This window comes from Pannus brasiliensis CCIBt3594 (assembly GCF_036688125.1).
Taxonomy (GTDB): domain Bacteria; phylum Cyanobacteriota; class Cyanobacteriia; order Cyanobacteriales; family Microcystaceae; genus Pannus; species Pannus brasiliensis.
In genome coordinates this window covers 1-14067 of record NZ_JBAFSM010000054.1, presented here as the reverse complement: position 1 = coordinate 14067, position 14067 = coordinate 1, and the positions used below count along the sequence as shown (strand labels likewise).

General features: G+C 52.7%; 18 protein-coding genes. 6 read left to right on the top strand and 12 right to left on the bottom strand.

All coding sequences use genetic code 11. The features are described 5' to 3' along the window. Window positions 1-67: 67 nt before the first annotated feature. A complete protein-coding gene (locus V0288_RS20885) occupies window positions 68-1333 on the bottom strand; it encodes an FIST signal transduction protein (RefSeq protein ID WP_332867109.1) in 1266 nt (421 codons plus the stop codon). 396 nt (window positions 1334-1729) lie between these two features. On the opposite strand from V0288_RS20885, the gene V0288_RS20880 reads away from it, so the two are divergent. The 4 genes from V0288_RS20880 (at window position 1730) to V0288_RS20865 (ending at window position 3458) form a co-directional block, all read left to right on the top strand. Further along, window positions 1730-1852 carry a hypothetical protein gene (locus V0288_RS20880; protein ID WP_332867108.1) on the top strand — a complete coding sequence of 41 codons (123 nt, stop codon included), beginning with the start codon at window positions 1730-1732 and terminating at the stop codon, window positions 1850-1852. A gap of 17 nt (window positions 1853-1869) precedes the next feature. Then, window positions 1870-2094, top strand: coding sequence for a Calvin cycle protein CP12 (locus tag V0288_RS20875; protein WP_332867107.1), 225 nt, complete (start codon window positions 1870-1872; stop codon window positions 2092-2094). Between the two features lie 317 nt (window positions 2095-2411). Beyond that, on the top strand, window positions 2412-3005 hold the full coding sequence (locus tag V0288_RS20870) for a DUF3177 family protein (protein ID WP_332867106.1): 594 nt from the start codon (window positions 2412-2414) through the stop codon (window positions 3003-3005). Window positions 3006-3179: 174 nt separating this feature from the next. Next, window positions 3180-3458 carry a DUF7734 family protein gene (locus V0288_RS20865; RefSeq protein WP_332867105.1) on the top strand — a complete coding sequence of 93 codons (279 nt, stop codon included), beginning with the start codon at window positions 3180-3182 and terminating at the stop codon, window positions 3456-3458. Window positions 3459-3474: 16 nt separating this feature from the next. Here the strand turns inward: V0288_RS20865 and V0288_RS20860 are convergent, their stop codons facing one another. From V0288_RS20860 to V0288_RS20830, 7 genes are all read right to left on the bottom strand, one after another. Beyond that, window positions 3475-3966: a DUF29 domain-containing protein gene (locus V0288_RS20860; RefSeq protein ID WP_332867104.1), complete on the bottom strand. Its 492-nt coding sequence runs from the start codon at window positions 3964-3966 to the stop codon at window positions 3475-3477. 56 nt (window positions 3967-4022) lie between these two features. Continuing rightward, window positions 4023-4310, bottom strand: coding sequence for a ssl2009 family thylakoid membrane protein (locus tag V0288_RS20855; RefSeq protein WP_332867103.1), 288 nt, complete (start codon window positions 4308-4310; stop codon window positions 4023-4025). Between the two features lie 99 nt (window positions 4311-4409). Then, window positions 4410-5060: a uracil phosphoribosyltransferase gene (gene upp / locus V0288_RS20850; protein ID WP_332867102.1), complete on the bottom strand. Its 651-nt coding sequence runs from the start codon at window positions 5058-5060 to the stop codon at window positions 4410-4412. Between the two features lie 141 nt (window positions 5061-5201). Further along, window positions 5202-5384: a 30S ribosomal protein S21 gene (rpsU, locus tag V0288_RS20845; RefSeq protein WP_002738938.1), complete on the bottom strand. Its 183-nt coding sequence runs from the start codon at window positions 5382-5384 to the stop codon at window positions 5202-5204. Between the two features lie 163 nt (window positions 5385-5547). Then, on the bottom strand, window positions 5548-5877 hold the full coding sequence (locus V0288_RS20840; RefSeq protein ID WP_422662040.1) for a metal-sensing transcriptional repressor: 330 nt from the start codon (window positions 5875-5877) through the stop codon (window positions 5548-5550). 83 nt (window positions 5878-5960) lie between these two features. Continuing rightward, window positions 5961-6560: a DUF4126 domain-containing protein gene (locus tag V0288_RS20835; protein WP_332867100.1), complete on the bottom strand. Its 600-nt coding sequence runs from the start codon at window positions 6558-6560 to the stop codon at window positions 5961-5963. Window positions 6561-6591: 31 nt separating this feature from the next. Continuing rightward, a complete protein-coding gene (locus tag V0288_RS20830; RefSeq protein ID WP_332867099.1) occupies window positions 6592-6885 on the bottom strand; it encodes a hypothetical protein in 294 nt (97 codons plus the stop codon). A gap of 104 nt (window positions 6886-6989) precedes the next feature. Here V0288_RS20830 and V0288_RS20825 point away from each other — a divergent pair, with 104 nt between their 5' ends. Together V0288_RS20825 and V0288_RS20820 are read left to right on the top strand one after the other, a co-directional pair. Beyond that, complete coding sequence (locus V0288_RS20825) at window positions 6990-7505, top strand: hypothetical protein (protein WP_332867098.1); 516 nt, start codon at window positions 6990-6992, stop codon at window positions 7503-7505. A gap of 199 nt (window positions 7506-7704) precedes the next feature. After that, window positions 7705-8346 (top strand): LON peptidase substrate-binding domain-containing protein, encoded by a 642-nt coding sequence (locus V0288_RS20820; RefSeq protein ID WP_332867097.1) that lies wholly within the window; start codon window positions 7705-7707, stop codon window positions 8344-8346. Window positions 8347-8842: 496 nt separating this feature from the next. On the opposite strand, the gene V0288_RS20815 is transcribed toward V0288_RS20820, so the two are convergent. The 4 genes from V0288_RS20815 to V0288_RS20800 all read right to left on the bottom strand — a co-directional run. Beyond that, window positions 8843-10438, bottom strand: coding sequence for a gamma-glutamyltransferase family protein (locus V0288_RS20815; RefSeq protein WP_332867096.1), 1596 nt, complete (start codon window positions 10436-10438; stop codon window positions 8843-8845). 137 nt (window positions 10439-10575) lie between these two features. Continuing rightward, window positions 10576-12003 (bottom strand): FAD-binding domain-containing protein, encoded by a 1428-nt coding sequence (locus tag V0288_RS20810; protein WP_332867095.1) that lies wholly within the window; start codon window positions 12001-12003, stop codon window positions 10576-10578. Window positions 12004-12071: 68 nt separating this feature from the next. Further along, complete coding sequence (locus tag V0288_RS20805; RefSeq protein WP_332867094.1) at window positions 12072-12932, bottom strand: hypothetical protein; 861 nt, start codon at window positions 12930-12932, stop codon at window positions 12072-12074. Window positions 12933-13269: 337 nt separating this feature from the next. After that, window positions 13270-14067: IS701 family transposase (locus V0288_RS20800; RefSeq protein ID WP_332867093.1), on the bottom strand; the 798-nt coding region annotated here is incomplete at its 5' end.

Here is a 14067-nt window from a genome sequence, read left to right as displayed (position 1 = left end):
TTTAGATGAATTCAATCTTTGGAGGGAGGCGATCGATCCCGATTTCCCCCCGCGATCCTTTTCCTCTCTACGCGTTCCGTCCTCTCCCCGGACGGAAGAGCGCGAAAGCGGACGTGTAGCCGTGTAGGAACGTTCTACCCCCCACCGGGCCGATCTCGCCGTTGCAGAAGAAACCCGAGAGCGGGATCGCGCCGAGATAACGCTGGAAAAGACCGGAATCGAAATCCGGTTTCTCGTAGAGCGTTTCCCCGCGGCCGAGACAGGAAAACATCAACGCGCCCGCGATCGCCGACACGTCCTCGCGTTCCGATCGATACGATTCCAACAGCAGTTCTAGATCCAGTGCCGAGGTATCCGCGTCCCGCAGATGGAACTGTACCCGCTGTCCCGGACGCACCCGATCGCCGATAGCGATCGCCCCGTGGCGCGGATCGACTCCGAGAACGTTCCGGATCAGGAAATCGCCCGATCGCAACTGCATTTTAAACTCGTCGCGGGCGATCCCGATAAAAAGCGAGTGCTGGGCCAGTTCGCGATCCTTATCGCTCAGGGTTTGGATTAAATCCCGCAGGAGATTTAACGGGGGATTCGGCGAACTATCCTTATCCGTCGCGCTCATTTCCAAGATAATATTCCGCTCGCCCTCGGTGATCTGATAGGTCTGGCCGATCGGTCGGCATCCCTGCGCGACGATCGTTTCCACCACGATATCCCCCGATAACGCGACCCCGACCACTCCCTGACGGTACAGCGCGGTATTCCGTCGCCGGTTCTCGTCGTGAAAGAATAATCCCCCCTGTTGTTCCAGCATTCCCCCGCTGACCAGTCCGCCGATCTTCACCGAACCCGCGTAGGCGAAATCCAACCCCTCCAGCAGATCGGTAATTCGCGAGGAAAAGGGATCGGCCAGCAGGATAAAGTGGGGATTTTTCTCCGGCGCGACCCCGATTAACTCCGTCCATCGATCGGGGGAACTGTCGAGATCGGGATAATCGTTCGCTTCCAGATATAAAGGTCGGATTTCCACGTTCGGCAGACGAGCCACCGTCAGACTGAGCGCCGGATTTCCCTCGATCTCTCGCGAGCGCCCTTCTCCCCCCGTACCGACGATCCCCGCGCCACCACAACCGATTAAAACGGGCAGGGATAGCTTATCCAGGAGTAACGGGACCAGACGCGGGTAATCGCTCGCGTAGGCCGAGGAGATAAAAACCATCCCGAGATCGGCCGGCCCCTCTAAATCGCGCTTGATTTTCTCGACGACTTCCGATACCGCCGCCTCTAGAGAGGGACGGGTCGATAACGCGTTGATCCACTGGATGCGATCGCTCATACTGCCTGAACCCGAATGTGATCTAGGGTAGAAGTTGATCATTTTATCTCTATGATGATCAGTCTAACCAAGTACGCGGGCGAAATTCCCGGATTTCTCGCGCGAATCCAAAATCTTTCGGCGGGATCAACGGCGAAAGTCGGTAGTCGGAACCCGGTAGACGATAGGAAAAATAGATTTCCCCGAGAAATAGCCGGTATTGCCCGCCTCTCGGGAAATCCTGAATTCTTGACTTTCGGGGCGATAGGAAGAGGCAAGAGGTGGGAGGCGAGGGGGGTGAGGGAGGGGAAAGGGGAAAGGATTAAGAAAACTTTTTTCCCTTTTCCCCTTCCCCTTTAAGGCGAAAAATTTCCCCATCTCCCCACTCTTCGGGGGCCTTTGTCCGGGAACCCTCCCGTGAAATCCCGGCGAGGTCACGCTAAAATCGAGGTAGAACTCGGGACCGGCGATCGATCGATCGAAACCCGTCCCCATAGTTTCGGGACGCGACGGTATAATCTTTACCGTGTAACCAGATAGATCATTCCAGAGGAATCATGAGTAATATCCAAGACAAAATTCAAGAAGAACTCGCCAACGCGAGAACCGTTTGTAACACCGAAGGGGCAACCTCTGGGGAATGCGCCGCCGCTTGGGACGCGGTGGAAGAACTACAGGCCGAAGCCGCTCACCAACGTCAAGATCATCCCCAAAAAACCTACTTCCAAGAATACTGTGACGCGAATCCCGATGCCGCCGAGTGCCGCGTCTACGAAGACTAATCGATCGACGATTCCCGTTCACTGTCTCTCGCTCTAAATCCGTTTTCCGAGGGCGATCCGGTTATCAGGCCGGATCGCCCCCCGTTTTTATCGGGGAAAAAAGCCGATAACCTCCCCCCGTTAGCTTTTCGGTACGGGCCACGCCAAGGCCGGTAGCCAATTAATGATAACTTTGAACAAGTGGAGGATCTCCTGACTCCTGTACGGGCGGGTTTTATTGTTAAGATCGCGTTTCTCACCGATCGGTCGGCTAAACCCTCCCCTACGACTCCTAACTCCCGCGCTCTCTGTTAATCGTATTTATTTTCCCTGAAATTATGACCGAGCTTTGGTTTCGTCCCCTAGTCTGGATGGATTACCGACTAGCCTTAGTATTCGCCCTTATTGTCCCTTTTATTTTAGTTATATGGTCTTTTTTTACCAAAATTGAATCGATACAGAGACTATTGATTATTTATTGGCGGGTAGCGAGTCTCTGGTTGATCACGGTGTACTTGATGATCGCCTCCTGGCCGATCGCTTTCGCGACCGTTTTTCTCGTGAAAGTTCTCATCCCGATCGCCCTCTGGTTTTGGGTCGATCTCAACGACGAGATCCGCGATTTACCGCCGAGTCCCTTTAAGTTCCTAACGACCGCCTGGCGTTGGGCGATGACGGTGTACTGTCCCCTCGGGGCGATCGCCACCCTTCCCTTCCTTTCCTGCGCCATACAGGGAGAGTTATTAAATACCGGTTACTGTCAGGTATGGCAAGAAGCTCCGTGGCAATTCCGCCAGATTTTCCATACCGAGGCTACTAGCAATGTTTTAGGCTTTTTCGGGTTGGTCGGTCTGGCGTTTTACGTTCTCTATCTCGCCTATTTCCTCTTTATCCGTCTCGGCAAACAAGGTCGCTCGGCCCTGCAACAATAGACCTCTCGCGAAAATCACCAATCTCTTATTGGGGCAGGAGTCAGGAGTCAGGAAGAGAAAGGAGAAGTAAAGAGTTATTAACAATCTCAAAACGGGGGCTTTTCTCCAAATATTCTTAAAATCGTAATTTTAAGTCAAATTCTACTGGCAATTCTCACTTTTGCAGGAGGTCTAATGACCATCGCGAAACGACTCGAACAATATACCCTGCGGAATCCGAAAGAGGTTTTACTGGTGACGATCGATCTCGACGGCGAAGAGGATGAGGTGGTCGTTTTTAAAGGCTTCTCTAGTTCCCTCACCCGTCCGACCGACCCCGACCCCGATATTCCCGTGATCCCCGATGGGGCGAATATTCTCCGGATCGATCGGGTTCTGAGTCCCCACGATCCCGCCAATCCCCGCTATATTCAACGGGATCTCTCCCTCGCGGACATGGAAGCCTTGCTTTAGGGAGAATCGATCGCCGTTACTCCCGATTTTCGCGGAATCGATCGACGGGTATCGGGAACCATTTCCCGTCTAGTGTCTGTTCGAGCGAGAATGGAGGTTCTACCGGAATCTCGTTTTCCCCGATTATTCGCGCCTCGATCAAGGTTTGTCTAGCATCCGAATAAGCCTCCCCGAAAGAATCCCTCGCGTGAGTTGCTAAAGTGGGGGTTTTTATTTTCTTGCGGAGTTGACCGCGAAAACTGGCGATCTCTACTATCCAATGACGGGCATTCCGTTCGCGTTCCGATTCCCAGTAGGCGAGTTTTAATAAATGCTCGATGAGTCGGGTTAACAGACTCTCTACAGCCTGTCTCTCGCTTCTTCCCATACTCTCGATTTCCTCGATTAAGTTTTCGAGATCCAAACTCGCGAAATCTTTTTGCCGCAACTGTTCCGCGGTTTTTTCCGCCCAGAGAACGTAATCTTCCCCGTATAGCGTCTCCATCGATCGACGCGCGCTCGCTGTCATATCCTGTCCCCTCCGAAGATTTTTCGATGTCCGAAGTACGGGGAAATCCTTCGATTCTATCGATCGATCCCGTTTTCGTTCACCGTTCCTAACTGTTGCCGCACGTCATCGATCGCCAGATTCAACCGAGCGATCTTATCCTCTAGATTGCGACGGGCGATTTCCATGCTTTCCTCCGGATTTAACCGCGCGCCGTGATTCTCCTCTAAAAGCGGTCGATTTTCCGACTCATCCAGTCCTTTCCGTCCCCGATTGACCAAAACCGCGCCGAGAACGCCCCCGACCAATCCGCCCAAGAACGCGCCCGCTACAAAACCGCTGGTGAACCCTTCCCGTTGACTCATACTCTATTTTTCTCCCTGATTTTTCTGGTTAAAACGCCTATATCAAAAAAAGTAATTCTTGTCAAGAAAACGATCGGGATCGAGCCGGGAATCGACGGCTCAGGTTCCGAAGGCCCGATCGCCCGCGTCGCCTAACCCCGGCACGATGTACCCCTTGCTATTGAGTCCTTCATCGATAATAGCGGTATAGATGTTCAAAGCCGGATACTTCTCGCTTAACTTCTGGAGGGCGGGAGGGGCGGCGACGATCGAGATCACGCGGATCAGCGAGGGATCGGCTCCCCGCGCGGTAATTTCCCCCAACGCGGACAGGATCGAGCCGCCCGTGGCTAACATCGGTTCGAGGATTAACACCCGCGTTTCGGGGGCGAAGCTTTCGGGCAATTTATTTAAATAACAACTAGCTTCTAAAGTTTCCTCGTTTCTCGCTAAACCGAGGTGATAGATCGAGGAGAGGGGTAAAAGAGTTTGCGCGCCGTCGAGAAGGGCTAACCCGGCGCGGAGAATCGGCACGATAGCGATCGGAACCCGCGGATCGACGAGAGTGGCGGGACATTCCGCGAGGGGGGTTTTTACCGTCGTGTCGAGGGTGGGAAGCCAGTGACGCGCCGCCTCGTAGGTTAACCAGCGACCGAGTTCGGTCATGGCGGTTTTAAACAGTACCGTGGGGGTGTTCTCGTCGCGGGCGATCGCCAGCCAGTGCTTGACGAGGGGGTGTTCGGGAACGTAAACGCGCAGTTGAGAGACCATGATGGCAGGAGAGGGGAGACAGGAGGCAGGGGAAGGGAGGCGGGAGGCGGGAGAGGACAGTTTAAGAATACTTACAAAAATAGTGAATAGTTGACTCTATATTTCGTAACTATTCACTATTTCGGGATCGCTCGCGATTATCTAGCGACGACGGGTTCTTTGCCGTCTGCGCGCGACCGCTTTGCGTTTTCTTTTTTCTTGGGGTGTTTCAAAGAACTGATGCTTCTTGATATCCGCGTAAATTCCCGCTTTCGCGACCTGGCGTTTAAAGCGACGGAGCGCCGACTCGATCGCCTCGTTCTGACCGACAACAACTTGGGTCATTAAACCTAATTCACCTCCTGTAACCGTTCTCTCGTCAAAAGTGCCAAACTTTAATGATAGTACGAGCCGGGACAAAAAAACAGGGTGACTAGGGCGCGAGGCGATCGAGCGCCGCTTTCAATCTCCTCAATGCTCTCTATCTGTTTCTAGAAGAATCAAGTGGCTAGGGCAGGAACCGATCGAGTGCCGCTTTCAATTCCTCGATTTCCGTCGCGATATTGCCCTCTCTGGCGGCCCGGGCGACACACTCGCTCAGGTGTTCTTCAAGGATAAGTCTGGCCACGCGATCGATCGCTCCCCGTACCGCCGCGATCTGAATTAAAACTTCGGGACAGGGGCGATTTTCCCCGACCATCGTTTTAATACCGCGGATATGTCCCTCGATCCGCGAGAGACGGTTCACGATCTGCCGTAGGGATGCCTCGCTGTGAACGTGGGGCGCGCCGTGGGAGTGGTGGTGTTCCTCCCCGTCGCGGTCGTGTCGCGAGTCGATCGGGGGGATTTGATGGGTAGTCAAGGGCTTGCTGTCAATTCATTTCCTTTCTAGTGTGACACAATCGCGGGACGGGCAACGCGTTATCGATTATTGACGAGTTTGAAAAAGCGTTGACTCACCCACGGCCAGAACTTGAAAATCGCCACTCCTAGGACGATGATCGCCAGGATTCCCGCGCCGATCGGCAGGGTGAGCGCGAGGAAGGCCAGTAACGACGCGCCGATCCATTCCGCGGTGGATAGGAGGAAATTCGCCCACCCGCCGGAGAGAAACGTCGAACCGAGTCGCGAGAGGCCGGTGGTTCCCTTGATCAGTCCGGCAGAACCGCCACCGACGATCGCCGCGAGCGTCCATTGCAGGATAGAATTCATTTCCGGTAGGGTGAAGGCCGTGACCATCGTTCCCGCGACCGTGGCGAGGGGCAGGGCGATCGGATCGAGAAGATTATCGATAAACGGAACGTAATAAGCCATAATTTCGACGATACTGGCGATTCCGAGCATCAGTAACGCTCGATCGCTTCCCAACCAGGACAGATCGCTCGGTAGGCCGATATGGCCGAAAATGGCCATCGCGCTGACGACGAGAAACGGTAAAAATAGCCGGAAACCGCAGGCCGCGCTGAGACTAATGCCGAGTAGGAGACTGACGAGGGTATCCAGATTCAACCAATTTTCCATAAAAATTCACCGGGAACGCTCGATCGCCAGTCTAGCGCGAGCGGTTCGGGATTTCCGTTACGGATTCTTCCCCCTGCCAATCCGGACAGCCGCCCCCGGCCGTCCACCCGTAGGGATGGAAACCGCAGATCAGGGTAACTCGCGTCCGCTGACTCTGACCGTAGGCCCGGCCGTGATAGTGACAACAACCGATACAGGTTTCCGGACGGGATGAACCCACCCGATTGAAACCGAGTTGCGATCGAAGGATCTGACAGCTAGATTGATAATTATGCCAGCCTCGATAAAGCGCTCGTTGTCGGAGAAAATTGGCGGCGTTAGTCATGGTACAGGCGAGATAAGGGTGAGAGAAAGGAAGCTACGGGGTAAATTTTCCCGAAAAAACGGTTTTCGCGTAACGATAGGAAGAGAGACTTTCCGGTTAGGGTAATGAGATTTAAAAAATATTTATTTTCTATCGTACTTCTCCTGTCGCTGTCGATCGGTATAACCCCGATCGCTCCGGCGCTCGCGGTGACGATCGAGTTTTCTTGGTCGGGGAATAACGGTTACACGGCGCGGGGATCGTTCCGATACGATGAAAAAACGGCTCCCGCGCTGATTCACGAGGAAGGAGCGGGACGAACGAAGGTTATTGAAAAGTTAGAAATTTCTTTTCTCGATCCTCGGGGAAAAGAGATCGCGAGGTACGATAACGTGTTCGGGGGAGTATCCGACGCGAATTATTTCCGGTTCAATTTCGACACGCGGACGGGGGAGATTTTCGGTTCGATCGATCTCGGGGGCGAGTCCGCCGGGGAAACTTATTTAAAAGGGATCGTCAAAGAAAATCTAGCGCTCTTTCACGTCGGCGAGGATGATGTGACAATAGACGAGGATCGATCGCCGGAGATCGTCACCCGGCCTCTTCTGGGGTCGAGTTCGTCCGATCGGCATGGGGGATAGCGATCGAGCTTCGCCGGGATTTCGACGGATGAACACGACCCGAGCGAGCGAGATTGTCCCGATGTAGACAACGATGACCGATTTTTTCCAGGTTTTTCCAATTTTAGACAATTCTCTTGCCTATCCCGTCTACCTTTCCCTCTACCCTATCTCTTCTACGGTTATAATGTGACAAGATCCGATTTCTTTGACTAGACCTATGGCAACCTCGTCCATCGCCGTGAGAGAACTTCCCCTCTTTCCCCTTCCCGATGTCGTTCTATTTCCCGGTCGTCCCCTGCCCCTCCACATTTTCGAGTTTCGCTATCGGATCATGATGAACACGATCCTGGAAGAGGATCGTCGCTTCGGGGTTGTACGGGTCGATCCCGCCACGGGAGAGATCGCGAAAGTAGGCAGTTGCGCCGAGATGGTGCGTTTCCAGCGTCTACCCGACGATCGCATGAAAATCCTCACCGTCGGTCAGCAGAGGTTCCGCGTTCTCGAATACACCCGCGAGAAACCCTATCGCGTCGGTTTAGTGGAATGGATCGAGGATACTACCCCGACGGAAGATTTACGACCCCTCGCCAAAGAAGTCGATGGACTCCTCCGGGACGTGGTACACCTATCCGCCAAATTAACCGACCAAAAAATCGATCTCCCCGACGACCTCCCCACTCTTCCCAAAGAACTCTCTTACTGGGTGGCTGGCAATCTCTACGGTGTCGCCGGAGAGCAACAGCTATTACTAGAAATGCAGGATACCGCCGCCCGTCTCCAGCGCGAATCGGAAATCCTCACCTCCACCCGCAACCACCTCGCCGCCCGTACCGCCCTCAAAGACGCGTTGAATCAGTAATAAATCGGGACGGCCGTGAAAGCCGTCCCGATTCTTGCCCTACCTCTGATCAGGAAATTCGCGAATCTCTCTTGGAAAATTCGGATAATTTCTCTGACTCGGAAGGCAATCGATCGTCGATCGATCCACTGAAATCGTCGAAAGATATAGCGGTAGCAACTTAATTGCCACTCTCAAAAGCCACTTAATTGTCACGCTCAGAGTGTCGGGCAACAACTTTTTACCCGTGGGTGTGTTCTTCATTTTTAAAATCTTTTAACATTTTTACCTAGACCCTTAAGCGGCATCGCGCCTGCTTGGACAACTAGCTCGTACTCGCTACAGACAGCAGTTGATCCCAGAATCTAGTCTCTTTAACTATCCCCGTACTCGCTACCGCCGGGACTTGTCTCGAAGATATTCTAATCTTAAATGAAAAAAATTTTTTTCGCAACTACCGCGACCGAATTTAGATCTTAATAATAATTTGAACCAACACTTTTTTAACGATATTTATCTACCCTCCCAAAGCCAGCCCATCGGATCTAGATTCGGAGGCGGCGAGCAAAATTCCGTCGCGTTGTAGGATAATTTGACCTTTGCCGAATTGGGATTCATCGGCGATCTCGACATTGTGACCCCGATCGAGCAATCCCCGCACCACTTCAGGGGCTACACCCCTTTCTAAAAGTACGCTATTTCCCTGTAAAAATCGCCATCTAGGGGCATCTAGGGCGGTTTGAGGGTTAAAAAGGTAATCGGCCATATTCACCGCCATTTGGACGTGTCCCTGTGGTTGCATCGGCGCGCCCATCACGCCCATCGGCCCGATCGTGCCGTCTGAAAACCGTAAGAAAGCGGGGATAATCGTGTGAAACGGACGTTTATTCGGGGCGACGCGGTTGGGATGCCCGGTTTCTAGAGTGAAGCCGGTTCCCCGGTTATGGAGGGCGATCCCGGTTTCCGGGACGAGGATACCGCTCCCGAATCCGCTGTAATTCGATTGGATAAAGGAAACCATCAGATCTCGATCGCCGGTCGCCAGATACACGGTTCCCCCCCTCGGTAAACCGGTTTCGGCGAGGGGAATCGCCTTGTCCCCGATCGATTCCCGGCGTTTTCCGGCGTAGGTTTTATCGAGCAATCGATCGATCCCCACTTCCATAAAGTCCGGATCGCTCACATGAGGGTACACGTCCGCGAAGGCTAATTTCATCGCCTCGATCTGCCGGTGGAAACTCTCCGGGGAATCTCGATCGAATCTCGCCATATCGAACCCTTCGAGGATATTTAACGCCAGTAAAGCGGCGATTCCCTGCGTATTCGGCGGTAATTCCCAGATTTCCAGATCCCGGTAGCGGGTGGAAATCGGATCGACGGCTAGGGTTCGATGGTTCGCTAAATCCTGTAAGCTTAAATATCCTCCCGTAAAAGACGCGAAATCGACAATTTTTCGGGCTAAGTCGCCAGTATAAAAACTTTCTCCCCCGGATCGGGCGATTTCTTCTAACGTCCGCGCGTGATCGATACTGCCCCAGATTTCTCCGGGATAGGGCGATCGATCTTTCGGGAAGAAAACTGATTTAAACGGTTGATATTCGGGTGAAACGAGGGGGAGATAGACGGATTCGGCAGTTTTCCACGCGGTCGCGGTGACGGGAGAGACGGGAAATCCCTCGCTCGCGTGACGGATAGCGGGGGCGAATAGGCGATCGAACGGCAATTTTCCCCATTTTTCCCACAGGGTTCGCCAGAGGGACACCGCGCCGGGGACGGTAACGCAAAGCCAACCGAGGGAGGGCATTTCCGCGAATCCCTCGAAAGCCTTTAGGGGAAGATTGGCCGGACTTTTCCCCGATCCGTTAAAACCGTGGAGTTTGTTTCCGTCCCAGACGATCGCCTGCGCGTCCCCCCCGATACCGTTCGCGGTCGGTTCGACTACCGTAAGGGTAATGGCGGACGCGATCGCCGCGTCGATAGCGTTTCCCCCCGCGAGAAACATTTCGATCCCCGCGAGAGTGGCGAGGGATTGACTGGTAGCGACCGCGTAATTACGGGATAAAATTACCCGTCGTCGCGAGGGATAGGGATAATCGGTCAGATCGAAGAACATGAGATTCAGGAGACAGGAGTCAGGAGGCAGGAGAAAGAGTCTTGCAAAGATTCCTCGAAAATTGCGAAAATATCGGTTTATATTGCAAAATTATAGATTTTTACAGCATCGAACAGGAATCGATCGAGAGGTCTATACTATCCTAGTTTTTGCTGTTGGTAGCGTTTTTTGAATTCTCTTTGCTGTTGGTTGTGATCGACGATCGGATCGGGATAACCGCAACGATGTCTATCCAGGCGGGAAATTTTGCCACTTAATAACTCTTCCGTGTCGAGAGAAGCCAATTCGGGCAACCATTGCCGGATATATTCCGCTTCGGGGTCGTATTTCGCCGCTTGCGTGGCGGGATTGAAGATCCGTAGCGGTTTCGGGTCCATACCGCTCGACGCGCTCCACTGCCAACCGCCATTATTGGCCGCGAGATCGCCATCGTAGAGGGTTCGGTAAAAATATTTCTCGCCGCGTTGCCAGTTGAGAATTAAATCTTTGGTGAGGAAACTGGCGACAATCATACGACAACGGTTGTGCATCCATCCCGTCTCGTTCATCTGCCGCATCGCCGCGTCAACGATCGGATATCCGGTTTTTCCCTCGCACCAAGCTTGAAAATGTTCCTCGTTATCCTCCCAGGGAAAATCGCGAAACTCTTTCCGATAAGGCCCGTCGGCTAATTCCGGGAAAAAATAAAGACAGTGTTGGTAAAATTCCCGCCAAGCTAGTTCTTGTTGCCACGAGATAACACCGGCTCGTGTTTCCTCCGATCGACAGTTTTCAAGAGCCTCGATCGACGCTTCCCATACCGTCCGAATGCCGATCGCCCCGAACTTTAACGCCGCGCCCAGGTGTGATGTACCGTCGATGGCGGGATAGTTCCGGTTTTCCTCGTAGTTATAAATTGTATCTTGACAAAATTCTTCTAATCTGGTAAGGGCGGCACTTTCTCCGGGCGAGAGAATCAGGGGATTGTCCCAACGAAAACCGAGGTTTTCTAGGGGAGGAAGTTCGATCGCCCCGGCTTTTTTCGCCAGATCCCTTTCGCTTTCGTCTAATCCTTGGAGAGATTCTAAGGAAGTCGGGGATTCTTTCCCTAATTGACTCCAATTTTTCCAGAAAGGGGTGTAAACGGTATAGGGAGTTTTGGAGAGGGTGACGACTTCCCCCGGCGCGTGAAGCAGTTGATCCCAGAACGTCTGTACGTCGATCGATTGTTCCCGTAACGCGTCGGTGACGGCTTTATCCCGTTCTCGCGCGTAGGGTTCGACATCGAGATTGAAAAAGACCGCTTTCGCCTGTAGGGAAACGGCTAAGTGAGGGATCGCTTTCGCCGGCTCGCCGTGGATAACGAGTAATTGACTTCCCTTTTCCCGATAATTCCGTTCTAATTCCTGTAAACAACCGATGAGATAGGCGACTCTCGCGGGGGCTATGTCATCGCGTTCGAGGAGCGCGCGATCGAGACAGAAAACCCCGACGACCTTGGGGGTAGTATGGCAAGCTTTGGCGAGTCCGAGATTGTCCGAGAGGCGTAAATCCCGACGATGCCAGAAAAGAATTAAATTCGGCATGAAAAAAGAAAACGCGAGGAGTGGAGAGAGCGAAAACTTGTACAATCACGTTGAGATTTAGACGTTACCTATTTTAGCTCGATCGATCCTTCGCGGGGGGAGTCTGAAATCACGTCCGATCCGTGACCGTTGCCCGTTGTTTCGGCGGGAATCTCTCGATTTTCGGGGCGATCGGGATGACCGAACCAAGAGCGATCGCCATCGGAACTATACTTTTGGAGCAAGACTTTTTCCACGTCCTCTATCGTCCCGTTCGCCGGAACCCATCCCCCCGCGATATCGGGAAAGTCGATCTGACAGTTGGCACATTTCTTATCCGGATAGAAACGGATCGGACACCAGAAAGATTCGACATTTCGGAGCATTTCCGAACCGAGCGACCATACGCCGGTCATCCAATCGCAGTAGAGACACCAGATTAAATCGTAGCCGATCAAGCCGTCGAATTTCTGACGCGATACATTCACCCAATCCCCCGCGGTATATTTCGGAAATCCGAGTAACCAAGTGAGGGAAGGATAGACGAAAATTTCCGCAAGACGGATGAACCAGAAAACCGGGATAACAATCGCCGTGATCCACGCCGCGAGATGATTGCGCCAAGCGCCGACTAAACACCCCGTGGTTCGATGAATTTTGCCGGGATCGCGTTGGCGATGGATGAATTCATGGAACCAAATCCAACCCCATAGCGCGCTGATTTGGGCGGCCAGCGCGATGGCGACTCCCGACCATCGATCGAGCGCGAAGGCGATGACCGGCGGTAAGAGCGTGAAATAGGCGAGAACCCAATCGATAGCGGGAGCGCGGCCGAGGCGATCGCTCCATTCCCGTCCCGCGTCTCCCAGACGGGGAATCAGGTGTAAACTTAACGCGCTCGCCAAAGAAATCGAGGTCAGAATCGGGTAGAGAAGAAAGGGAGAATTCACGCTCGTTCACCTCTGTAAAATCCGAAGATACTTGCGGATATCTACCAGGGTATTGATGGCACGCGAGCGCCTAATACCAACTCCGTGAAGAGTGGGTACGGACCGGCTCTTGGAGACCTCGCCCCTACAATATCCGATACTCCCGACTCTAGTTCCTTTTTTCAAAATTGGTATCACTCGAACGACAGAAAAGGGTTCTTCCTAGCTTTTGGTGATCCGGGGACAACTATTCAAGCCGATAATTATCCGACGCGGTCGCTCAGGCTAGAATGAAGCGTTTACTCAGTAATTCCAGACCCGCGCGCCCGTACATCTGGGACTTAAACAGATTTCAAGCTCAAATGTAGCCCAAAGCCGCTTTGTGAGAGGCGAAGACCTTAGTGTTCTGTGTTAGCCAGGTGAAGAAACGAAAAGACATCGCTGTACGAAAGGCTTCCAAAGCATCAGTAAACGTCTTCAGAGGTTTATTCGCCCATTGTTTTTGTAACCCCCCGGTTAAACGATGCCAGAGAATAAAAGTATAGGCACAAAATACCAGGATAAAATGGCGAAGAAGACTTTCTCGATCACGAACTTGATATTCTCGTAGTCCTAGCCATCCTTTGGCCTCTCGGTAGAAAACTTCTACCCAATTTCTTTGGAAATACGTTTCGACTACCCATTGCGGGGTTACTTTTTCCGCTTGGACATTCGTGATAAAATAATCGATGTCCGTCGCTTCTTCTGCGGAACTCGCGTTCATGACGATGGCGAAAGTTCTCTCTCCTTCTCCATCGGCTACCCGAGCGGAAAACACGTACACATACAGGGTTTTCGGTTTGTCAACCGAGAGGGATACCGGGGTGAAACTCTCCTGTGTCAAGCTTTTCGCTAATTTTTCGAGATTCATTTCTTCCTCGATTCCCGATTCGTTCTCTCGGATCACTTGCCGATTTTTCGCCAATCCTCCTAAATACTTTAAGTTTCTCTTTTCTAACTCTTTGAGAAACGGCGTATTGTTTCCATACCCCGCATCGATTACCACAATTTTCGGTCGATACTTCCGCTTTAAACTTCGGTCGATTAATTCGAGTCCGAGTTCGGGTTTCTTTTTAAACTCGACCTCTTCTTTTGCCGACGGTAGAGAGGAAGCGGG